Genomic DNA, 20864 nt, shown 5'->3' on the forward strand with positions numbered 1-20864 from the left:
GATCATTAGACTAAGGCTCCCATATCAAAAATAGGAAGATAAAGTCCCATAATAATGGTACCTATAATAGAACCAATCACTAACATTAATGTAGGTTCTAACATTTGTGAAAGTATCTCTATTTTATGATCTAATCGCTGTTGCGTAATTTCGCTAATATGCTCTAACATTTGAGATAACTGACCGCTCTGCTCTCCTATACTCACCATTTGAATAACTTCATCACCAAATAAAGCGGAATTTAAAGAGTGAGAGAAAGAAAATCCTTGATTTAAACTTTCAATTATTTTGACGATTTCTTGCTGTAAAATAAAATCATTATCTTTGGATGAAATAAAAGAAGAGAGTGCAACATTAAGTGGTACACCAGATTTCTGCATTAATGCAATATTTTGACAAAAGAAAATAATTCTATTATCACTTATTATATTTTTAAAAATAGGAGTAACAGATAATATCTTGGATTTTAATTTAGCGATGATTGTTGTTTTTTTCTTTAAAATAAAAATAATGATAAAGGTTAACAAACTCATACTGATAATCCTATTTTTATCTTGCTGTAAAAAATGAGAACTATCGAATAATAACTGAGTAATAAATGGAAGGGTTTTATCTTTAGCTTGATAGAGTTCTGCAAATTGAGGCACAATAAAAACAAGCAGTAATATAGAAAGAACAATAGAAATAATCAGCACCACAACTGGGTAAAATATAATCTTTTTTACTTTTTTAGCCAATTTTTCGGACTTTTCTTTCGTTTTAGCAATATTGTAAAAAATGGTTGATAACTGACCGCTTTGTTCTGCAATTTTAATTAACTGTATTTCTTGAGGTTTAAAATATTTCCCTAAAATTTCCAATGAATTAGAAAATGAATGCCCTGTTTCAAGCAATTGAATAACTTGTGTTAACCATTGATAAAATTTAATATTAGTAGTTGTTTCTAAAACAATATTTAACGCTTGTTTTAAGGTTATTTTAGCATTGAGTAATAATGATAACTGGCTAATAAATTGCGTAATTTGTTCACTCTTTGGCTGTGTTGCAATAACAAAGTTTCGTTTTATTTTTATATCTTTATAGCCTTTCTGCAAAAGCTTATTTTCTACTTCCTGATGATTAGTCCCTAACAATATCCCTTTTTGACGTTGGGATAAACGATTAATGGCTTTATATTTAAATTCATATACTTTCATTACCGATCACCCTCATTACTTCGGTTAGATTTGTTTGATTTTGTGCCACTTTCTGTTTTGCACTGTCATATAAAGTTTTAAAATCTAAATAAGCGGTCTCTTTATCAAAGGTTTTTGCATTTTTTGATAAACATTGAAACACCCCAATTCTGCCTTTATAGCCTTCAAAACAATTTTCACACCCTGTACCATTACAATTAGAACATAATTTTCTAATTAAGCGTTGTGCAATCACTAATTGTAGTGAATGCTTAATCTCATACTCTTTAATACCCAGTTGTAATAAACGCTCTATTGCAGAGGGCGCATCATTGGTATGTAATGTCGAAAGTACTAGATGTCCAGTTTGAGCTGCTCTTAATGCGATTTCTGCACTTTCTTGATCTCGAATTTCACCAAGCATAATGATATCAGGATCTTGACGTAAAAATGTACGTAACAATTGACTAAAATCAATCCCAATACTTCTGTTTACTTGAGTTTGGATAATACCCTCAATCACAATTTCAATTGGATCTTCAGCAGTTAAAATATGTTTATCGGTTTGATTAAGATAATTTAATGCACTGTAAAGCGTGATACTTTTCCCACTTCCAGTTGGACCTGTGACTAAAATTAAGCCTTGTGGTTTATTTAAAGCATTAATTAAAATTTTCCTTTGAGATTGGGTAAAGCCTAAGGTGACAAAATCTAAATTGGTTGGGTTATTTTTTTGTAAACGTAAAACTAATTTTTCACCATAATAAGTGGGTAACGTTGAAACCCTAAAATCTAATCGCTCATTTAATTGTGTTTGGAAATAAAATTGCCCATCTTGAGGCAAGCGAGTTTCACTAATGTCTAATTTTGCTAATAATTTAATTCTGGAAATAATTCTAGATGCCATATTTTGAGAAATAGTTTGATAACGCTGTAGAACGCCATCTATTCTTAAACGAATAACCAAAAGATCTTTTTGAGGTTCAATATGAATATCAGATACCTCTTTTTGTAAACTGTATTTAAAAATATTATCTAATAGCTGGATAATAGGATCTTGATAATCAATAATTTCATCACTGTTTTTTTGATTATAAAGTGCAATTTGTGGTTCATTAATTTGATCATTCATCCTATTTGGAGAGAGTTCATTTAAAAAATATTTTAATTCATCAGAGGAAATTAATATTGGTTCAATATGTTTATGAGTTAAAAATGAAAATATTTCACAAGCATTAAGATTTTTTTCATCATCCAGTGCCAACCATAATGTATGTTCATCTTCTTTTAGTGGTAACACAAGATAACGTAATAAAAGCTGACTATCATTGCAATTCTTCTGCCACCTTTGTTCAGAAATAGTCCATACTTTTTCATTGTTCAAATCATAAACATTATATTGCATTATTTATTCCTCTGATAAAGCATCATTAATTTGAACAAAAGCCTGCAGGGAAAATACTAATATCGCTATCTTTACCCGTACAACTTGTTTCCCAAGTAATAGTATTATTTGAATAGGTTGGTTTAAGCGTATAGCCATAGCCCTCTAATGAACCTTTACCTTGCACAGAAATCACACCCGCTGCAGTTGAAATAGACTTAAGATATTTCATTGTTGTACTGGTTTTATTGGCTTGAATACCGTTTGAACCACCATTACAGTTAGTTAAAGCACTTTCATTATAAATACAGATTTCTACATCTGATTTATAGGGTGCGGAAGCACTTAATAACTCTGATAGTGCCGCTTTTTGGGTATAACTGGTATAAGAAGGGATAGCAATAGTTGCTAAAATAGCAATAATGGCTATCACGATCATTAGTTCAATTAACGTAAAAGCTTGTGAAAGTTTGAAGTAATTTTTTTGTAATGTACTTTTTGTCATAGATTTCCTTAAGTTTTAAGTGTGATAAATTCCAGATAGATACTCTAGGTTTCTATAATAAAGATCGAACACTTAACCTAATTTTCTCGATCTCGATCGCAAAAATCATTATTAAACACTGTCTATTTAAACAGTGTTTTGATAAAATGTTCGAAAATTCTAAAAATAGAGGTATCTAATGGCAAAAGCCCCTAAAACAGCTTATGTGTGTAATGATTGTGGTGCTGACTACTCTCGCTGGTTAGGTCAATGTAAATCTTGTTTGGCTTGGAATACAATTAGTGAAGTACGTTTAGTTTCTACGAAAGAGACTAAAAATGATCGACTTCGTGGCTATGCAGGTGAAACCACAGGTAAAATTCAAACTCTTTCAGAAATTAGCCTAGAAGAATTACCTCGTTTAAGTAGTGGATTTAAAGAATTAGATCGTGTGCTAGGTGGAGGGATTGTACCTGGTAGTGCTATTTTAATTGGAGGACATCCGGGAGCAGGAAAAAGTACACTATTATTACAAGTAATGTGTGGCTTAGCAGATAAATTACCTACTTTATATGTAACTGGAGAAGAATCATTACAACAAGTTGCAATGCGAGCAAAACGCTTAAATTTACCTACCAACAACTTAAAAATGCTTTCTGAAACCTCTGTTGAGCAAATTTGTAACCTTGCCGATCAGCAAAAACCGAAAGTGATGGTGATTGACTCAATTCAAGTAATGCACCTTGCTGATATTTCTTCTTCACCCGGAAGTGTATCTCAAGTACGTGAATGTGCTTCGTTTTTAACTCGTTATGCCAAAATGCACCAAGTGGCTATTATTATGGTTGGACACGTGACCAAAGATGGTTCTTTAGCTGGTCCTAAAGTATTAGAACACTGTATTGATTGCTCCATATTACTTGAGGGCGAAGCTGACTCTCGCTATAGAACACTACGTAGTCATAAAAATCGCTTTGGTGCAGTCAATGAGCTTGGTGTTTTTGGAATGACGGAACAGGGGCTAAAAGAAGTCAAAAATCCCTCTGCTATTTTTTTAAGTCGTAGTGAAGAACAAACAGCGGGCAGTTCGGTAATGGTATTGTGGGAAGGAACTCGACCTCTTCTTGTAGAAATTCAAGCACTTGTTGATCACTCAATGTTAGCCAATCCAAGACGAGTAGCGGTTGGGTTAGAACATAATCGCTTATCTCTTTTATTAGCAGTACTTCATCGCCACGGTGGTTTACAAATGTCTGATCAAGATGTTTTTGTTAATGTAGTGGGAGGAGTAAAAGTCACAGAAACCAGTGCTGACTTAGCTTTACTGCTCGCTTTAATTTCAAGTTTTAGAAATCGCCCTTTACCACAAGACCTTGTTATTTTTGGTGAAGTTGGATTAGGAGGAGAAATTCGTCCTGTCCCCAGCGGTCAAGATCGTATCAGTGAAGCCGCTAAACACGGTTTTAAACGAGCCATTATTCCTTACAATAATGCTCCGAAGAAAAAGATACAAGGAATGGACGTATTCACGGTTAAAAAACTTACTGACGCATTAGAAATACTAGATAATATTTAAAATTGTATTTATTGATTTCATAGTTATCAAATAGCATATATAATGCCGAAATATTATTAAATTTTAAAATTTACCTTATGGAAATAGTTTTTCACTTTTCAATTTATTTGCAATTTTTTATCGGATTATTTGCAGTAGTTAACCCTGTCGGTTTTCTACCTATTTTTTATAGTATGACAGAACATCAATATGAAGCAGAGCGTAACCACACAACTTTTGTTACCTCTATTTCTGTATGTATGATTCTGCTTGTTTCTCTCTTTTTTGGAAAGCTAATTCTTGATGCTTTTAGTATTTCTCTGGATTCTTTTCGTGTTGCAGGTGGTTTTTTAATTACAACAATTGCGATCACAATGATCAACGGAAAACTGGGTGAACACAAACAAAATAAAGAAGAAAGAAATACTGATGTCTCTGAATATGACAATATTGGTGTTGTTCCTCTAGCAATGCCAATGATGGCAGGTCCTGGAGCAATCGGTTCAACCATCGTTTGGGGAAGTAATCACCATCAATGGACTGATTATATTGGCTTTAGTCTCGCCATTATAGCCTTTGCGATAATTTGCTATATCTCTTTGCGTTTTTCTGCCCCTGTTGTAAAGAAATTAGGAAAAACAGGCACTAATGTCATCACTCGTATTATGGGACTAATTTTGATGTCTCTTGGTATTGAATTTATTGTAAATGGATTAGGAAATATTTTTCCCTCTCTAGTTAATGTTTAAATTTAAAATGAAATATTTTATTAAAAAAATATCAATACATTATTTATTTAAAACGACAAAGTATTGGGGCTGCTTAATAGTGGCTCTGTTACTTGTTGCTTGCGATCAAAGTAATTTTAGTACCACAAAACAAAATAATCGTTCAATGGATACTCTTACCCGTGTAATATATGCTAAACAATTTTATGTTGATCCTATTTTTACTACCTCAGCAAAAGATACTGCCCCATTAAGAGACTTACTCACTGGCTTGATGATTTTTAATAAAAAAGGGAATGTTATCAATGGCGTTGCAGAAGACTGGCAAACTGAAGATGGAAAAACGTGGATTTTCCATCTAAAAAATGAGGCAAGATGGTCAAATAAAGCACCAGTAACCGCTCAAGACTTTGTGGCTAGTTGGCAACGTTTAGCATCCAATCAGAACAACTCTCCTCTTGCTGATTATTTAATTTATATGGGAATAAAAAATGCTCAAGCGGTCACTTCTGGTAAAAAATTTGCAACTGAATTAGGTGTAATGGCAATTAATGAGAAAACGTTAAAAATAGAGCTCAATCGTACTAATTTTCAACTTCCTTTAATGCTCACTCACTCCGCATTGTTGCCAACTTATCAAGGAAAAAGTCCTCTCTTAGATCTCTCTTTTATAAGTAATGGTCAATATCAAATTGAACATATTAATGGTAATAAATTAACATTAAAAGCCACCGATCCCACACTAAAATTTCAAAATGTGATCTATGTTTTACAAAATGAGACTAAAACAGTGAGCGATTTCGATATTATCGAAAATCCAACACAAAAAAATACCCAATATGCTTTCAAGCTACCAAAACTTTGTACCTATTTTTATGAGTTTAATTTTGCTGACCCAATTATCCAAAATAAAAATATCAGAAAAGCCATTAAAGGTATGATTTCTGTAAATGATACAGTCTCAAATTTTGGTATTCCAAATGCCTCTATCTTACCGAGTAGTATGAATATAGAAAGTCAAACTCAATGGCAACCTATTGTTGTTGAGCAACTTCTACACAATGAAGGAATTACCTCCCAAAATCCAATTCACCTTACTCTAACCTATGATAAACAAGGTATTCATCAAGATATAGCAAGCAGTATCATTAGATCCCTTAGTCGTTCAGATCTTTTTAAAGTTAGCCCTCAAACGGTTGAATGGCAGGATTTATTAAAAACAAGAGAACAAAAACAATTTCAAATGATCCGATCTGGTTGGTGTACCGACTACGTTGATCCTGCTCAATTTTTAGTCCAGTTTCATTCAAAGAGTCCTGAAAATAAAATAAGCTATAAAAATGAAAAAGTCGATCAATTACTCGAACAATTAGAACATACCCAACAAAGCAAAAATGAACGACAAGTTCTTATCCACCAAATAATACAATTGTTGGAAGAAGATGTCGTTATTCTGCCTCTTTTTCAATACCAACGAACAATCTCTCTTAACAATAGTATCAAAGGTATTGACAAAGAGAATGCAAGTGAAGTTATTTATAGTAAAGATTTATATCGAGCTTCAAAAGAGAAATAACCTCCAATTAATCAATAATTTCATCATCACTAAAGAAATAGGCAATTTCTTGTATCGCAGCCTCTTCAGAATCCGAACCATGTACAGAGTTTTGTGTTTTATCTAAAGCATATAATTTGCGAATTGTACCTTCTGCTGCTTCAGCTGGATCGGTCGCTCCCATCAGTTCACGATATTTACAAATTACATTCTCTCCTGAAAGTACAGCCACCACCACTGGTGCAGAAATCATATAATTGACCAATTTTTCAAAATAAGGTCTCCCTCGATGCTCCGCATAAAAACCTTCGGCTTGTTCTTTTGTAAGTTGAATTTTTTTCAAACAGCAAATAGTGAAACTATTTTTCTCTAAATAAGCTAAAATTTCACCAATTAAATGGCGTTCTGTCACATCTGGTTTAAGAATAGAAAGTGTTTTTTGCATAAAAGTTTCCTTTGTTAATTGACTTGCTTTATATATTAACCAATATTGTAAAAAAATAATCAATTTTTTTATGATCTATAACAAAATTTTTGTAAAAGTTTGAAGTAAATAACATTTTTTTCTAAAAAAATTATTTATAATTACGCCATCAAATAATTTAATTAACTATAGGGAGACTTTTATGTCAAATATTATCAAAGAACTAGAACTTGTAGGTATCACTAATGTAGCAGAAGTAGTTTATAATCCGACTTATGAACAACTTTTTGAAGAAGAGATGAAACCTGGTTTAGAAGGTTTCGAGCGTGGTACTTTAACAGATACTGGCTGTGTTGCAGTAGATACAGGTATCTTTACAGGTCGTTCTCCAAAGGATAAATATATTGTTTTAGATGAAACAACAAAAGAACATTTCTGGTGGACAGAAGAAAAAGTAAAAAATGATAACAAACCAATGACCCAAGAAACTTGGGCAAGTTTAAAAACATTGGTAGCAGATCAACTATCTGGTAAACGTTTATTTGTTGTTGATGCATTTTGTGGTGCAACTGAACAGAATAAATTAGCAGTACGTTTTGTAACAGAAGTAGCATGGCAAGCTCACTTTGTAACAAATATGTTTATTCGCCCAAGCCAAGAACAATTAAAAGATTTTAAACCTGATTTCACAGTAATGAATGGTTCTAAATGTACGAATCCAAATTGGAAAGAACAAGGTTTAAATTCTGAAAACTTCATTGCATTTAACTTGACTGAAGGTATCCAATTAATCGGTGGTTCTTGGTACGGCGGTGAAATGAAAAAAGGTATGTTCTCAATGATGAACTACTTATTACCACTTAAAGGTATTGCTTCAATGCACTGCTCTGCAAACGTTGGTGAAGATGGCGACGTAGCTGTATTCTTTGGTTTATCAGGAACAGGTAAAACCACCCTTTCAACCGATCCAAAACGTCAATTAATTGGTGATGATGAACACGGTTGGGACGATGATGGTGTGTTCAACTTTGAAGGTGGTTGCTATGCGAAAACAATCAATCTTTCAGAAGAAAATGAACCAGATATCTTCCGTGCAATCCGTCGTGACGCATTGTTAGAAAACGTAGTGGTTCGTGAAGATGGTTCTATCGACTTTGATGATAACTCAAAAACAGAAAATACTCGTGTTTCTTACCCAATTTATCACATTGATAACATTGTTAAACCAGTATCTCGTGCAGGACATGCGAAAAAAGTTATTTTCTTAACAGCTGACGCATTTGGAGTATTACCACCTGTTTCTAAATTAACACCAGAACAAATGAAATATTATTTCTTATCTGGATTTACAGCAAAATTAGCAGGTACAGAACGAGGCATCACAGAACCAACTCCAACATTCTCTCCTTGTTTTGGTGCTGCATTCTTATCATTACACCCAATCCGTTATGCAGATGTATTAGTTAAACGTATGGAAGCGGTAGGTGCAGAAGCATACTTAGTAAATACAGGTTGGAACGGTACTGGTAAACGTATCTCAATTAAAGATACTCGTGCAATTATCGATGCCATTTTAGATGGTTCAATTGAGCATGCTGACACTAAACAAGTACCAATCTTTGATTTACAAGTACCAACAGCATTACCGAATGTTGATCCAAATATTCTTGACCCACGTGATACTTATGCAGATGTTGCACAATGGCAAGAAAAAGCTGAAGATCTAGCAAACCGTTTTGTTAAGAACTTCGAAAAATATGCAACTAATGAAGCAACAGTTGCATTAAAAGCTGCAGGTCCAAAACTTTAATTAAAGTTTAAACCTAAACTGATTAAGCGGTACGATCATATTCAAAATTTACAAATTTTTGAAAAGATCGTACCGCTTTGTTTTGATATAATATACAAAACAATTGGAGTTTATTAAAATAAATTAGACTGATTATAACCTAAAATCTTTACTTCTATTTAGCATAGTGGCGTAGCATACTACTTCTCTAAATGTATAAAAATCAATATGTTATAATATTTATTGAGTACAAAATTTGTGAAAAACATTTCATTTACTGTATTCATTAATATCTTTATTTACAATATGTAGCGATTACATTAATGAAAAAATTACAAATTAAATATCTAGCACACCCTCTACAAATATACTTAAAAATCAGTACCTTAATAAAACAATTTATCAGGATAGCGGTAAGATAAAAATCAAAATTTGCAAATTTCTAACAAGATCATACCGCTTTACATTTTAATATTTAACGTGTTAAATTGAACTGCAAATTATTCTTATCTGATAACCAAAGAGAGGAAAAATGAAAACATTAATTATCTTTAACCGTGAACCTTATGATAGCACTGATGTAACTTGGAATGGGTTACGTTTGGCTGACACTTTAACCAATAAAGATGTAGAAGTACGTATTTTTCTAATGAATGATGCGGTGGATATGGCTCGTGACAGCTGCACTCTCCCACAAGGTTACGATCAAGATTTATCTCAAATGCTTAAAAACTTAATTTCCAAAGGTGTTCCAGTAAAAGTATGTGGCTCTTGTATGTCTCGTTGTGGTATCTATAAAAACCAACCTTATTTTGAAGGGGCTGAAAAATCGACAATGGATGCTTTAGCTGATTGGGTAATTGACAGCGACAAGGTTCTCACTTTTTAAAATGTTTAAGACGATAATAAACCATTATTTACACTCGTTAAAAAATACCTTAAATTATAAAAGACGAGCCACACGAACTGAGTTATGCTGGTTTAGTCTAATTAGTGGTTTAATATTTATGTTACTTTTACAAGTGGCACGAATAACAAATATTCATCTCGTCTATTTTATTCTCAGACTATTTAGTTTTATCATTATTTTTCCGAGTGTCAGCCTTATTGTACGAAGACTACACGATTTAGGAAAATCTGGCTGGTAGCTTTCTGCGGTAGCAATACCATTTTTCGGTAGCTTCTTACTTTATTTGTCAAAAATTATAGAACTTGATAGATATTACGGTACAGATAATTACGATGAAAAAACGGTTTTCTTATGGGAATATTCCTTTTTATTGCATTTATCACTTTTATTTTCAGTCTTTTTCTTTATTTTAAAGGTAGCCAAAAATCGCCAAATAAATGGGAAGACAGCCCTAGATACACTGAAAATAAATAAGCGGTATGATTTTATCAAAAATTTACAAATTTATATTCACATCATACCGCTTTGTTCTTTACTCCCCTATGGAATAACTAAAAATACCCTTTATTTTTAGCGACTTAGATTCAAAAACGAAGTGCAACGTTTGAAAAATAGTAATTGAAATGTAAGATGTGCAGTGTTGCACTTCGATTTTCAACTACCACATATCAAAACGTTATGAAACACTACAAACATCTTACACAAGAACAAAGATATCAAATTTCTGCTCTAATGAAAACAGGAATCTCAAAAAGTGAAATTTCTCGAATCATTGGCGTTCACAAAGCAACGATATACCGTGAACTAAAACGTAATACTGGACAACGAGGTTACCGCCCTAAACAAGCAAATAACCTCGCTGTCTCTAGAAAAGCAAATAATGCTCAAACAATTAGTGATTTTGGCTGGGCATATATAGAGGAGTTATTATCAAGGAAATACTCTCCTGAACAAATTACAGGGAGACTACGTTTTCTTGGGTGGACTAATGTGCCTAGTCACGAAAGAATCTATCAATATATTTATGCGGATAAACAAGCAGGAGGAAAGCTGTATCAGCACCTACGTTGTCAGAAAACCTACAGAAAACGAGGTTACGCTAATCAAGATAGACGTGGTCAAATAGCAAATAGAATTGATATTACAGAACGTCCTGCTTCTGTTGATAATAGAGAACGCTTAGGGGATTATGAAGGTGATACCGTTGTAGGTAAACATCATCGTGGAGTGCTAGTTACCTTGGTTGATAGGGTAAGTCGAGAAACTAAAATAAAATGTTTACCTAACCGTAAGGCTGAACGAGTTAAAGAAGCTTGTATTGAAATGCTTTTAGGTGAAAATCCATTAAGTATTACCTTTGATAATGGTAAAGAGTTTGCACAACACGAAGAGATTGCAAAGTCATTAAAGACAACGATTTATTTTGCAAAACCATATCACTCTTGGGAGCGTGGAACAAATGAAAATACGAATGGGCTTATTCGGCAATTTTTACCAAAATCAGCCACTTTAGATAAAGTAACTGATGATGAGATTAAAGCTATTGAAGATAATTTAAACAATAGACCAAGAAAAGTATTAGTGTTGCACGTCGGCAAAACTACGAAACTGCGAACAGTAAAACTGCGAAAAATATTTAATACTAAAATTTCGCATTTTTACCGTTTTAAACAATCTTTAAACCTCATTTAAACCAACTCAAAAAACTTAATTATTTCCCTATAAATGTCTCTAATTAAATTAAGAGGAATATTAGAGCGTGCGTTATAAGTTTTTAACACATTACTGAATTGTACTCCTGAATAATAATTCTCATACTTAAGTTTAAGTGGGATGTTACTCTTAAACTTAGTGGGTTTCTTAACTGAATAGTTATAGTTGCCATAATATGTCGGATTATTATATTCTATGTAAAACCCTAGGACTTTTTCAATATAGTCCCAAATCCTGCTGGAATAAGGATTTTCAATAATATAAATTGGTGGTTGATAACGTTTAATAATCTCAATAGTATTAAATATACATAGCTCACCATTAATTCGATTCAAAAATGATTTTTCATAGCGAAAATGCACCCTTGACACCTTCGGAATTTCGTAATCACTTCTATTTCGAATAACAAAGCGAGATCCTTTTTTATCTTCTTGTTTCCAGCTTGCATTACCTCCCCACATCGCACTTGCAACACTAAAGCTTTCACAGGGAGGGCTTGCTATTATAACGTCTGGTTTTTGCAATCTATCAAGTTTCTTAAATAATTTATTTGTTCCAAATAATCTAGAATAATCTGCTAAATTAAGTTTAATAAAATGATTATTTTTATTTTCAATATCAATTCCAATTGAATATATTTTAATATTTGAAAAACACTTAGCTGCCTTTAAATAACAACCGTTACCACTATCAAACAACGCCCAAATTATTATTCTCTTTTTTGCCACAATTCCCCCCTTAAAACTTATAAACTAAATTATCTTCATACTGAATTGTATAGCTTGCTGTAGTTTGTACTTTGATGCGTTTTGAATGCTTAAAGCTCTCATAATTATCAAACTTACTTTCAATAATATAATCAATAAATCGAATAAATTCTGACTTAGTAGAACTAAAAAAAATGTATGGTGGTTTTGTTAAATTGATTAACCTTAAAAAATCAATCAAATCAAAGTAAGTATCCTGCCTGTAAGATTTTTGATTAGTGCATAAGTAAGGAGGATCTAACAATAGCAGTACTTTTTCTTGATTTTTAAATTTCGGAATTAACGTGTGAAAACTCTCTCGAATGACTTCAATACCATCTAAATACCCATTTGCATTTGGATAGTCACTTTGTCTAACGCAGTTCCAAAATGTTTTTGAGTACAATTCATCAAAATTACTAACTTGTTGCCCACTAAATAATAACCACGAAGCAATGCAGTTTAAGTCTTTATATCCTTTAAAATTGTTTATTATTTGAATAGCTTGCAATTTTAGAGATGAATTTAACCGCTTATTTTTGGGTGTGTCTTTGACAATATCATAGATTTGTTTGCGAAGCTGATTAGTCTCATTGATGTGTTTTAATCTATCTGAATATCCATCAAAATCGTTATAAATTACCTTCGCTTGCGGTTTTAAATACTTAGCAGTATGACTGAGTAATCCACTACCACCAAATACATCGATAATAGTCCAGTCTTTACCATCACCTTTTATATTGTCATTTAATATTTTTTCAAAATGTTTTAAAAACATTCTTTTTTGCCCTGTAAAAGGTAGCGGGGCTTGTTTAAAATAATGTTTGCTTTTCATAAAGTTACCTATTTATGGTACTCAGACACTCTAGATGTTCAGGTACTCGCAAACGTTTTTATTAGTTAAAATTATTTACTGTCTTACATCGAGAACACTTAATTTGTAACAATTGTATGTGCTTCGCCATTGCAAGTAATTTATTACAATGTAGACAACAAAATTCTTTTGTTTTTTGCATAATCCACCTTACGATTATTTAATCATTTACTTCAAAAAAATAATCAGCTAGACTTCTCGATCTCCGTACGGGGAGAGTAAGCCTTGCCGTAATAGTGGGTTAGACACTTTGCGGGTCTAGCGGTTGTTCGAGCAACCGCTAGTCGCTTGCTTTTATTAAAAGTAATCCTACTCTTTTAAATTAAAGTTTTATATTAAAGCCCTTTAATTATTTTTAGCTTTTGTTTTTTCCTCACTATCTTTAATAATCCCCCCAGTAAACATATACGGATCAACATAACCTATATACTGCTCATTTTCAGGTGTTGGTTGGTAGCCTTCTGGGATTGCTTGCGTTAAGTTTTCATAAAGCCAGTTTTCCAGCTCTACGCCTTTTGGTGGTTTGTTTTCAATCGTAAACTGTTTCGGTTCGCCGATTGGGTGTTTGCCTTTTTGTTTGGCTTTTAGCGAGAAATAACTGGTTACCGTTGCGGTAGTTAAATTGTTTGCTAAATCAACACCAATGTAAGTGACTTCATGGTAATTAACCTCAGCACCTGTTGTGCTATCCTCAATAGTTTTTTTAATATATTTTGTCATAATGACTCCTTGTTTTAGTTTAGATTTAATTATGTCCACCAGAACCAATGCAATTTTTACTTGGCATTTGCTCTGCTGGTTCGAGTTGATAACAGAAAACAGGTTTAGTTGTATAATCCAGTTTTGTGTTTTTGTTTGTTGAACAAGCAGTTAAGACTGTTGCTAACATAAATACTAAAAGTACTTTTTTCATAGTTTTCTCCTTATTTTTAAAAGAAATTAATAGATTAACAAATGGCTATGCCTACAACACGAGCTTTAAAATTACAACGTGTTGTTGGAATATGTAACGTAACCTGTAATGATGTATTTCGTGGTATAGGTATAGCCCCTGATAAATGTAAAATTGTATTCTCTCCTGTATGGATTGAATCTTGATCACTAATAGAATCCCCTCTATTACTTTTTAATACTGCATTAATGTAAAAAGAACCTCCCGAACCAGACGCACCATGAGCCCAAAATTTAATATTAGAGCCGGGAATAATTAAAACTCTATTTTTTGCAAATGGTGGTATGGTAATTGTTTGATTATGTCGTTCCCACGTATAAACTTTTGCGACATCATCAATTAAATTTTTTGCATAAACATTACCGCTAAATGTTCCTGTAGCCCCCTCAATTGTTCCACCTCTTATTGTCCCCCCTGTAATTGTTGAACCTTCAATTCTTCCACGAAACGTGCCATTCTTTGCTGTTAAATTCCCCTGATTATCAACAATAAAGCGATTATTCACATTAAGTGAACCACCTCGAATATTTGGTGCTGTGATGGTCTGATTCGCCTTTATATGTTTACCCATTATCGTCCCATCAGCAATTAAATCTCCATTTACAGCCACTTTCCCTGACACTATAGAAAACAGATTTTTAACTGTTCCATCATTGGCACTCGATACTACGCCGACTTTATCTGCCATTAAAATAACGGAGCTTTCTGCTTCTTGACCATCTATACTAGAACCAAGTGTTATTCCTGCTATTGCTTTACGGTTGCCTGCGATGGCTTGGGTTTTAATTGTGTAAGTTGAAGAGAGCTTTTCTGCATTTGTATCAAATTTTGATGGGGTTTCACCATACTCGACTTTAACTAAAGCATAACGACATCTCCCGTACACGAACTCAACAATACCTTGCCGTTTTGTATTGTTGAATGCCGTACCTTTCGGAAAGCTGATAAAATACCTTTTCCATTCACCCTTAATTAAACCTGTACTCGAATAATGCTTAACCGCTCTATTGCCTGATACAGTGCAAAACCTACACGTCCCTTGAATCGGCTTTGCATAAAAAGACACAACAACAGGCCGCGAGGTCTGTTCTATGTTAAAAAAGAAACCTTGCCAATTTCGAGTTGTCTCATACACAACCCCACCCTTGAATAATTCATTCGTTTTTATTCCAAATCCTGCGTAATTCGGTTTAAAATTTCCTGATGTATCAAATGTAAAAGTTCCTTGAGCTAGATTTTCAGCAGGTGCCTCATCAACTTTAGCAGTTAGTGTCGTTAATTGACTTGCATTCGACTGTTGATTATTAACAACAGTTTGCGAAAGCGTATTAATACTCGCTTTATTAGTATTGACTTGACTAATTAAGGTCTGTCTCGCTTGTGCTTCTGCGTTATCGCCGTTAATACGTGCTTGGCGTTCTTGCTCTAATCCAGTAACAAGATTATTTTTAACTGCAGTCAATCGTGCTAGTTGTTGTGATTGCTCATTTGTCGCAGTTTCAACATTAGTGATTTTTGTTCCTAACGTTCTAGCTTGAACAAGTAAAGCCTGTTGTCTCTTGGTTGCTTCATTCGTAATTTTAGCGGTTAGATTTCTATTACTTTTTGCAACTCCATCATCAATGTCATTTTGCAAACTATCAATCAACGATTGAGCTAATTCAGTTTTTGTAATTTGTCCGTGAATACTCTCAATAATTGCCGAAGTATCACTTGAACACTCACCATTGATATATGCAAAATCACCTGTATTTCCTAAGCTATCTTTAATGCGTAACCAAAAATGATGTGTTTCGCTTAATTTAATGCCATTTTGAACAAAAGAATGTGTTGGCAAGGGTAAAGTAGCGATAAGTTTAGCTACTTTTCTATTCTTAGTTTTACTGTGCCAAATTTCCACATTTGCTTTATTCATTATCAGGCTTGGATTTGTCCAATCTAAACGGATAGCAAATAATTCAGGACTTGCGATTAAACCTTGAATATTATAATCAATTTCCCATTCTTTAATTGTTGGTTCTGATATTTGCCCATTACTGTTTTTTGCTCTAATTTCACTTCGATAAGTACCATTTGGCAAATTCTTAAAAGTAATTTGTGGATTTTCTTGGGTAAATTCTTTATAAAGTTTATTATTGCGATATAGCTTAATAGAATCAGGGCAACCGCGTACTTTGTCTATAAATTAATCACACACACCAAAAATAAGCTCAGACCTCATTTCATCAGACCAGCCAGCTGATTTCAGCTTGCTTTTCATACTATTTTTAGCTGGATGTAGTCGTGCTAAATTAAGCCCTAAACGCCTAATTATTGCCATATTTTCAACGCCATCCCCCAAATAAATCGTACTATCATCTTCTTTAAAAACAACATCAAGCACCCAATGCGCTTTATTTTCAACTTCCCAATGACCCCTAATATATTTCGCAAAGTCTTCGCAAGGAACATCTAAGCTACTGATATAAAATACTTTTTCTTCACTTTTCTTGCCTTTGTCTTCTCTTATCCTATGAACTTGAATAAGGCTTTTAATTCCTGTCCAACCTTGAGATTCCAAAAGCCAATCACTTATTGGTAATTTTGAATAATACCGTTGATCTATTCGACTTCTTTCACAGTTAACCTCTTGAAACTCATCTATTTTTATTGATTTTTCTCGCACTACTTTATGAAAATAACTTTCTATTTCATTTCTAAATTTCTTATGATTATTTTTCAATGGCATCACATAATCGCTCTTCTTTTCTATGATTTTCTTTGCTATTTTCTTTTGCGTATTCATCGCATCTACCGTAATGACGGCTTGATTTAGCTCTAAAATATCTATCATTTCTAGAATGCTTTCATTCTCATTTTTCTTACCTTTGGACTTATTTTGAGCTAAAATTAATCCTCTTGAACAGCTCCAAGCCGTAATACTATGTAGCGCATTATGAGGCTCTAAATGTGAACTGTTTTTTAATTTTTTACCATCTATTGCAATACACTCTTTGCCTTGTGATTTTCGTATCTCATTGATAAAATTAATAAAAATATAATTTAATTTCTCAGGATTTATCCGTCTTACAATACGAGCAATCGTATCATCAACAGGAATACCATTTTCAAAATCTCGGTATTTTCGTAACCATTTTATATTCAATTTACCAAACTGATGAATTTCACTCCATCCTTCTGCACCTGATATTACCGCACTTACGACAAGAAAAATAACATCTAAGAAGTCATGTTTTTTGTTTATATCTTTGCGAGGGTCTTCCAAATCTTTAAAAGCTGATAATATATTCATTTTTACACCTATTTGTTATTGAATAATAGGTGCTATTAGATCATATTTTTAAGAAAAGTGCGATCTTGCCCTGTTAATAGAATAAGCGGTAGCATTCATTCCTTGCCACGCCACCACTAAATCATCGCCTGTTTTATTGATGGTCGTGGCATATAAAACAGGGGTATGTTTAGTTGCTTGTGAATGATGAGTGAAGGTCATTCCATTATCAACAATGGCTTCCTTATTAGGGTCGTGCTGTATTGCACTTACACTAAACACGCCCTCATCTTCTTTAATCCCAATGACCCTAAACAATCGTGGTTTAAGTTGCTCTTTAGCAACACCAAAAACAGCAAGTTGTTCAGCACCCTCTGGGGATTCATTTAATGTTAAAACCTTGCCGTTAATTTGCTCAATAGTGCGGTGTTGCATTCCGTCTTGAGTATAATAATGAAAACTTGCCCCAACGCTATTTTGTGCTAATTCTCGGTCGATAGTAACAAGAGTATCTTCAATATTTTCAATACGTCCGTGAATTTGCTCACCTGCGTAGTCTGCATCTGCTATTTGAATAATATCCCACGGCAACAAACAAAAACCCTGCATACCTGTTTTAAAACTAACAGACTGACGCTCACGAATTGATGTTTCAATCATCCACTTTCCAGCTCGTGCCGCTTGTCCACGAGATGTACAACCGAAAGCAGTAAATTGTTTTACATTTAAGCCATAACGAGCTATTGCTTCGTCATCGGCGACATATTCAGTGGTTTTTTTATAGCCATTTTCTTTATCAACATATTGCACGTGAGCCGCAGTATAAATTGTTTTTAACTCTGAACTTGCATATTCAAATGTGCCATCAACCACATTAGAATTAGAAAAAAGAGCAACTGGATCTTTTTTGCTATCAATTGCAAAAGTAACTTGTGTACCGTCCCAGATAGGAATACCACGAAAACAGCTCGCTAAGTCATCAAGTAGAGCATAGGCATCACGTTGGTCATCAATGCACACATTACAAGTAAAACGAGGCTCGTGACCACCAAAACCGTCTGGCACAATTTGATCACAATATTTAGCTATTTCATAAAGCGACCATTTATCGCACGCATTTCCTACACGTTCGCCTAAACCATAACGCTTATTCGTAATTAAATCATACATTAACCAAGCTGGGTTATCTGTCCAATCATACTTAAATGTACCGTCCCAAATTCCATCATATTTCCTTGTTTTTGGATCATAATTCGCAGGAATTTGTACCATTTGCCAATCTGTCAAATAGGTACGAGTAGGGACTTTACCCCCAAATTGAGCAGAATCGATAGAAAGCCCAACAACCACAGTATCTGGGTAAGTGAATTTAGTGTCAGTATTTTCTACATAGACATTCCAATATGTTTTGTCGCTGGTATTTTGTGTAGTTGCATCAAGAGTAATACGCTCAACGGTGATATTAAAAGGAACTTCAGGTAAGTCAGTAATTAATACATCTTGATTATAAGATGATGTGGTTTTTCCTGTAATCGTAACTGGGTAACGTCTATTTCCAGCTGTAACCAAAAGTTCAACAGTTCCCCCCACACGATCACCATTATCTTTCATATTTAGAAGAGAGCCTAATGTAAGAACTACTCGCACACTATCAACAAGAGGATCAGTAACTGAACGAGTAATAGGAGTGCTATGTTTAACTTCTGCTCCTACGCTTATTACTTTTGATACTTGTTCAAAACCTTTTAAAGTGCTTTGGGTATGATGTCCTGCAAGATAAGAAACGTCCACACCTTGAAAGTTATACGAGCCATCATCATTTTGAATAGGTGTACCATCAAGCAGAATATTTTTTAAAGAAACATCTGATTTTATCGGTCCTTCACATAAAATATCGACAACTTTTAAGCGTTGTGCTGATTGTAATGTATTGGGTGCCTCATAGGGAGTATGAGCACTACCACCACCGCCACCTGAACCCATTATTTATTCTCCTCAATATCTTTTACTATGCTATAACTTTCTAGCGACTGTGAAATAACCTTAGAACCCACACGAACACGCCCATAAATAATAGGCACACAACCGCCTTCGGCGGCACGGTTACCTAAATTTCCAAACGCTGATGATTTAGACATTTCAGCGGATTGACTATTCATATCCATTTTAGGTGGTTTCATTAACATTTGAGTTACGCCACCTAGAAGCATACCTACACCCGCAGTAAATAACCCTGTGGACATAGTACCCCAAAGTCCCATACTTGCCCCACCAGTATAAAAAGCCGCAACAATCAATGCTGCTCCAACAATGATTTGCCCGAATTTACCTGCCCCTGAAATTTCAGGCACAATATGAATAACATCATTGTGGTTTAAACACTGTTTAAAGTCCTTTTTAATGGCGTTTTCTTCCACGCTTTTTTTAGCGACTCGAATATAATAGCCACCATTTTGTAAATGTTGTCGTAAACCTTTTATTTGATTTGTTAATGCTCGAACAGCTTCACCTGCACTCTCTACATCAAGCTTAAATTTGGTACCAAATTTTTCACGTAAATCGCCATAAAACATTACTGTTGCCATAAATCACTTGCCTCTAAATCGTTAAACACAGCTGTCATCATTTCAGGTTTAAAATCAGGGTGTCGCCAAATCGAATGAATGGCTTTATGAAAAATTCCCCCTAGTTTTTCAACACGAGAAAGACCAAACATTGGGTGGTGTAAGATTTTTTCATTACCTAAATAAAAACTAGCGTGATTTGCCACACCTTGAATACTTGTTAAAATCACATCGCCTGCTTGAGCAAGAGTTAAGCCTTGACTTTGTGTTGATACTTGTTCAAATCCTGCTTGCTCTAAATAGTGCAGAATAGCTTGATTTTTTATATCATCTTGTTCGTTAGTTCGTGGGAATTGTGTGTCAAAAATACCCATCAACATAAATACATCTTCAATAATGGAGCAACAATCCGTTTTGCCATACTTAAACTCACGTCCTCTTAACAAAGGTGCATAGCGGTATTTTTTTAGCTGATTTTTGCAAATCAACCACCATTCTAAACCACTTCTAGCTTGTGAGATTCTATCTGCACCACTTAAAAAAGGTTCGTTGTTAGGATGTGAATGCACCACAACTTCAATCTCTGGTCGCCACTCTTTTTCAGCAATCACAAAGGTTTCTTGGGGATTATCTGCGACATTTTTACAAGGATAAAATTTATCCCCAATCACAAAACCACAAGCTTCATTTGGATATTCTTTCTGACAATGCGTTAAAATTTGTTGCGTTAATTTATCCAT

21 protein-coding genes are annotated in these 20864 nt (G+C 33.9%); 7 read left to right on the forward strand and 14 right to left on the reverse strand.

Annotated elements, in window-relative coordinates:
• Positions 1-5: 5 nt before the first annotated feature.
• From KGI96_RS04810 to KGI96_RS04820, 3 genes are read right to left on the reverse strand one after another with little or no spacing between them, the layout of a single operon-like run.
• On the reverse strand, positions 6-1196 hold the full coding sequence (locus KGI96_RS04810) for a type II secretion system F family protein (RefSeq protein ID WP_211599308.1): 1191 nt from the start codon (positions 1194-1196) through the stop codon (positions 6-8).
• Positions 1183-2580: a GspE/PulE family protein gene (locus tag KGI96_RS04815; protein ID WP_211599307.1), complete on the reverse strand. Its 1398-nt coding sequence runs from the start codon at positions 2578-2580 to the stop codon at positions 1183-1185. The genes KGI96_RS04810 and KGI96_RS04815 overlap by 14 nt, the downstream gene beginning before the upstream one ends.
• A 25-nt stretch (positions 2581-2605) precedes the next feature.
• The gene (locus KGI96_RS04820; protein ID WP_211599306.1) at positions 2606-3064 is read right to left on the reverse strand and encodes a prepilin-type N-terminal cleavage/methylation domain-containing protein; all 459 of its coding nucleotides are present in this window, start codon (positions 3062-3064) and stop codon (positions 2606-2608) included.
• A 178-nt stretch (positions 3065-3242) separates the two neighbouring features.
• Here KGI96_RS04820 and radA point away from each other — a divergent pair, with 178 nt between their 5' ends.
• From radA to KGI96_RS04835, 3 genes are all read left to right on the forward strand, one after another.
• Positions 3243-4619 carry a DNA repair protein RadA gene (gene radA, locus KGI96_RS04825; protein ID WP_211599305.1) on the forward strand — a complete coding sequence of 459 codons (1377 nt, stop codon included), beginning with the start codon at positions 3243-3245 and terminating at the stop codon, positions 4617-4619.
• Between the two features lie 77 nt (positions 4620-4696).
• Complete coding sequence (locus KGI96_RS04830; RefSeq protein WP_211599304.1) at positions 4697-5347, forward strand: YchE family NAAT transporter; 651 nt, start codon at positions 4697-4699, stop codon at positions 5345-5347.
• Positions 5348-5426: 79 nt separating this feature from the next.
• The gene (locus KGI96_RS04835) at positions 5427-6902 is read left to right on the forward strand and encodes a peptide ABC transporter substrate-binding protein (RefSeq protein ID WP_211599303.1); all 1476 of its coding nucleotides are present in this window, start codon (positions 5427-5429) and stop codon (positions 6900-6902) included.
• 7 nt (positions 6903-6909) lie between these two features.
• On the opposite strand, the gene ndk is transcribed toward KGI96_RS04835, so the two are convergent.
• Complete coding sequence (ndk, locus tag KGI96_RS04840) at positions 6910-7326, reverse strand: nucleoside-diphosphate kinase (protein ID WP_211599302.1); 417 nt, start codon at positions 7324-7326, stop codon at positions 6910-6912.
• Between the two features lie 181 nt (positions 7327-7507).
• On the opposite strand from ndk, the gene pckA reads away from it, so the two are divergent.
• The 4 genes from pckA (at position 7508) to KGI96_RS04860 (ending at position 11696) form a co-directional block, all read left to right on the forward strand.
• Positions 7508-9115: a phosphoenolpyruvate carboxykinase (ATP) gene (pckA, locus tag KGI96_RS04845; protein ID WP_213156570.1), complete on the forward strand. Its 1608-nt coding sequence runs from the start codon at positions 7508-7510 to the stop codon at positions 9113-9115.
• 511 nt (positions 9116-9626) lie between these two features.
• The gene (locus tag KGI96_RS04850) at positions 9627-9983 is read left to right on the forward strand and encodes a DsrE/DsrF/TusD sulfur relay family protein (protein WP_211599300.1); all 357 of its coding nucleotides are present in this window, start codon (positions 9627-9629) and stop codon (positions 9981-9983) included.
• A gap of 1 nt (position 9984) precedes the next feature.
• The gene (locus KGI96_RS11240; RefSeq protein ID WP_211599299.1) at positions 9985-10242 is read left to right on the forward strand and encodes a DUF805 domain-containing protein; all 258 of its coding nucleotides are present in this window, start codon (positions 9985-9987) and stop codon (positions 10240-10242) included.
• Between the two features lie 440 nt (positions 10243-10682).
• Positions 10683-11696 (forward strand): IS30 family transposase, encoded by a 1014-nt coding sequence (locus KGI96_RS04860; protein WP_229577237.1) that lies wholly within the window; start codon positions 10683-10685, stop codon positions 11694-11696.
• Here the strand turns inward: KGI96_RS04860 and KGI96_RS04865 are convergent.
• The 10 genes from KGI96_RS04865 to KGI96_RS04910 form a co-directional block, all read right to left on the reverse strand.
• Positions 11693-12445 (reverse strand): DNA cytosine methyltransferase, encoded by a 753-nt coding sequence (locus tag KGI96_RS04865; protein WP_211599441.1) that lies wholly within the window; start codon positions 12443-12445, stop codon positions 11693-11695. The genes KGI96_RS04860 and KGI96_RS04865 overlap by 4 nt on opposite strands.
• 10 nt (positions 12446-12455) lie before the next feature.
• The gene (locus tag KGI96_RS04870) at positions 12456-13298 is read right to left on the reverse strand and encodes a hypothetical protein (protein ID WP_211599442.1); all 843 of its coding nucleotides are present in this window, start codon (positions 13296-13298) and stop codon (positions 12456-12458) included.
• Between the two features lie 61 nt (positions 13299-13359).
• Complete coding sequence (locus tag KGI96_RS11245) at positions 13360-13479, reverse strand: Com family DNA-binding transcriptional regulator (protein ID WP_211599443.1); 120 nt, start codon at positions 13477-13479, stop codon at positions 13360-13362.
• Positions 13480-13682: 203 nt separating this feature from the next.
• Positions 13683-14057 (reverse strand): hypothetical protein, encoded by a 375-nt coding sequence (locus tag KGI96_RS04880; protein WP_211599444.1) that lies wholly within the window; start codon positions 14055-14057, stop codon positions 13683-13685.
• Positions 14058-14082: 25 nt separating this feature from the next.
• Positions 14083-14250: a hypothetical protein gene (locus KGI96_RS04885; protein WP_211599445.1), complete on the reverse strand. Its 168-nt coding sequence runs from the start codon at positions 14248-14250 to the stop codon at positions 14083-14085.
• Positions 14251-14284: 34 nt separating this feature from the next.
• Positions 14285-16369 (reverse strand): phage tail tip fiber protein, encoded by a 2085-nt coding sequence (locus tag KGI96_RS04890; protein WP_229577239.1) that lies wholly within the window; start codon positions 16367-16369, stop codon positions 14285-14287.
• 105 nt (positions 16370-16474) lie between these two features.
• Positions 16475-17581, reverse strand: coding sequence for an ISAs1 family transposase (locus tag KGI96_RS04895; RefSeq protein ID WP_213156571.1), 1107 nt, complete (start codon positions 17579-17581; stop codon positions 16475-16477).
• A gap of 48 nt (positions 17582-17629) precedes the next feature.
• A complete protein-coding gene (locus KGI96_RS04900; RefSeq protein ID WP_211597917.1) occupies positions 17630-19543 on the reverse strand; it encodes a TipJ family phage tail tip protein in 1914 nt (637 codons plus the stop codon).
• The gene (locus KGI96_RS04905) at positions 19543-20145 is read right to left on the reverse strand and encodes a tail assembly protein (protein WP_211597918.1); all 603 of its coding nucleotides are present in this window, start codon (positions 20143-20145) and stop codon (positions 19543-19545) included. Before KGI96_RS04905 ends, KGI96_RS04900 begins: the two co-directional genes overlap by 1 nt.
• Positions 20133-20864 carry a C40 family peptidase gene (locus tag KGI96_RS04910; RefSeq protein ID WP_211597919.1) on the reverse strand — a complete coding sequence of 244 codons (732 nt, stop codon included), beginning with the start codon at positions 20862-20864 and terminating at the stop codon, positions 20133-20135. Before KGI96_RS04910 ends, KGI96_RS04905 begins: the two co-directional genes overlap by 13 nt.

This window comes from Phocoenobacter atlanticus subsp. cyclopteri (assembly GCF_018343795.1).
In the GTDB taxonomy this organism is placed as follows: domain Bacteria; phylum Pseudomonadota; class Gammaproteobacteria; order Enterobacterales; family Pasteurellaceae; genus Phocoenobacter; species Phocoenobacter atlanticus.

Bases quoted from the DNA above. Each gene is read 5' to 3' on its own strand.
- KGI96_RS04910 (WP_211597919.1), bottom strand. From the start codon at position 20,864: ATGGATAAATTAACGCAACAAATTTTAACGCATTGTCAGAAAGAATAT.
- KGI96_RS04860 (WP_229577237.1), top strand. From the start codon at position 10,683: ATGAAACACTACAAACATCTTACACAAGAACAAAGATATCAAATTTCT.
- KGI96_RS04880 (WP_211599444.1), bottom strand. From the start codon at position 14,057: ATGACAAAATATATTAAAAAAACTATTGAGGATAGCACAACAGGTGCT.
- KGI96_RS04815 (WP_211599307.1), bottom strand. From the start codon at position 2,580: ATGCAATATAATGTTTATGATTTGAACAATGAAAAAGTATGGACTATT.
- KGI96_RS04905 (WP_211597918.1), bottom strand. From the start codon at position 20,145: ATGGCAACAGTAATGTTTTATGGCGATTTACGTGAAAAATTTGGTACC.
- KGI96_RS04850 (WP_211599300.1), top strand. From the start codon at position 9,627: ATGAAAACATTAATTATCTTTAACCGTGAACCTTATGATAGCACTGAT.
- KGI96_RS04830 (WP_211599304.1), top strand. From the start codon at position 4,697: ATGGAAATAGTTTTTCACTTTTCAATTTATTTGCAATTTTTTATCGGA.
- ndk (WP_211599302.1), bottom strand. From the start codon at position 7,326: ATGCAAAAAACACTTTCTATTCTTAAACCAGATGTGACAGAACGCCAT.
- KGI96_RS04900 (WP_211597917.1), bottom strand. From the start codon at position 19,543: ATGGGTTCAGGTGGCGGTGGTGGTAGTGCTCATACTCCCTATGAGGCA.
- KGI96_RS11245 (WP_211599443.1), bottom strand. From the start codon at position 13,479: ATGCAAAAAACAAAAGAATTTTGTTGTCTACATTGTAATAAATTACTT.
- KGI96_RS04895 (WP_213156571.1), bottom strand. From the start codon at position 17,581: ATGAATATATTATCAGCTTTTAAAGATTTGGAAGACCCTCGCAAAGAT.
- KGI96_RS11240 (WP_211599299.1), top strand. From the start codon at position 9,985: ATGTTTAAGACGATAATAAACCATTATTTACACTCGTTAAAAAATACC.
- KGI96_RS04820 (WP_211599306.1), bottom strand. From the start codon at position 3,064: ATGACAAAAAGTACATTACAAAAAAATTACTTCAAACTTTCACAAGCT.
- radA (WP_211599305.1), top strand. From the start codon at position 3,243: ATGGCAAAAGCCCCTAAAACAGCTTATGTGTGTAATGATTGTGGTGCT.
- pckA (WP_213156570.1), top strand. From the start codon at position 7,508: ATGTCAAATATTATCAAAGAACTAGAACTTGTAGGTATCACTAATGTA.
- KGI96_RS04885 (WP_211599445.1), bottom strand. From the start codon at position 14,250: ATGAAAAAAGTACTTTTAGTATTTATGTTAGCAACAGTCTTAACTGCT.
- KGI96_RS04810 (WP_211599308.1), bottom strand. From the start codon at position 1,196: ATGAAAGTATATGAATTTAAATATAAAGCCATTAATCGTTTATCCCAA.
- KGI96_RS04870 (WP_211599442.1), bottom strand. From the start codon at position 13,298: ATGAAAAGCAAACATTATTTTAAACAAGCCCCGCTACCTTTTACAGGG.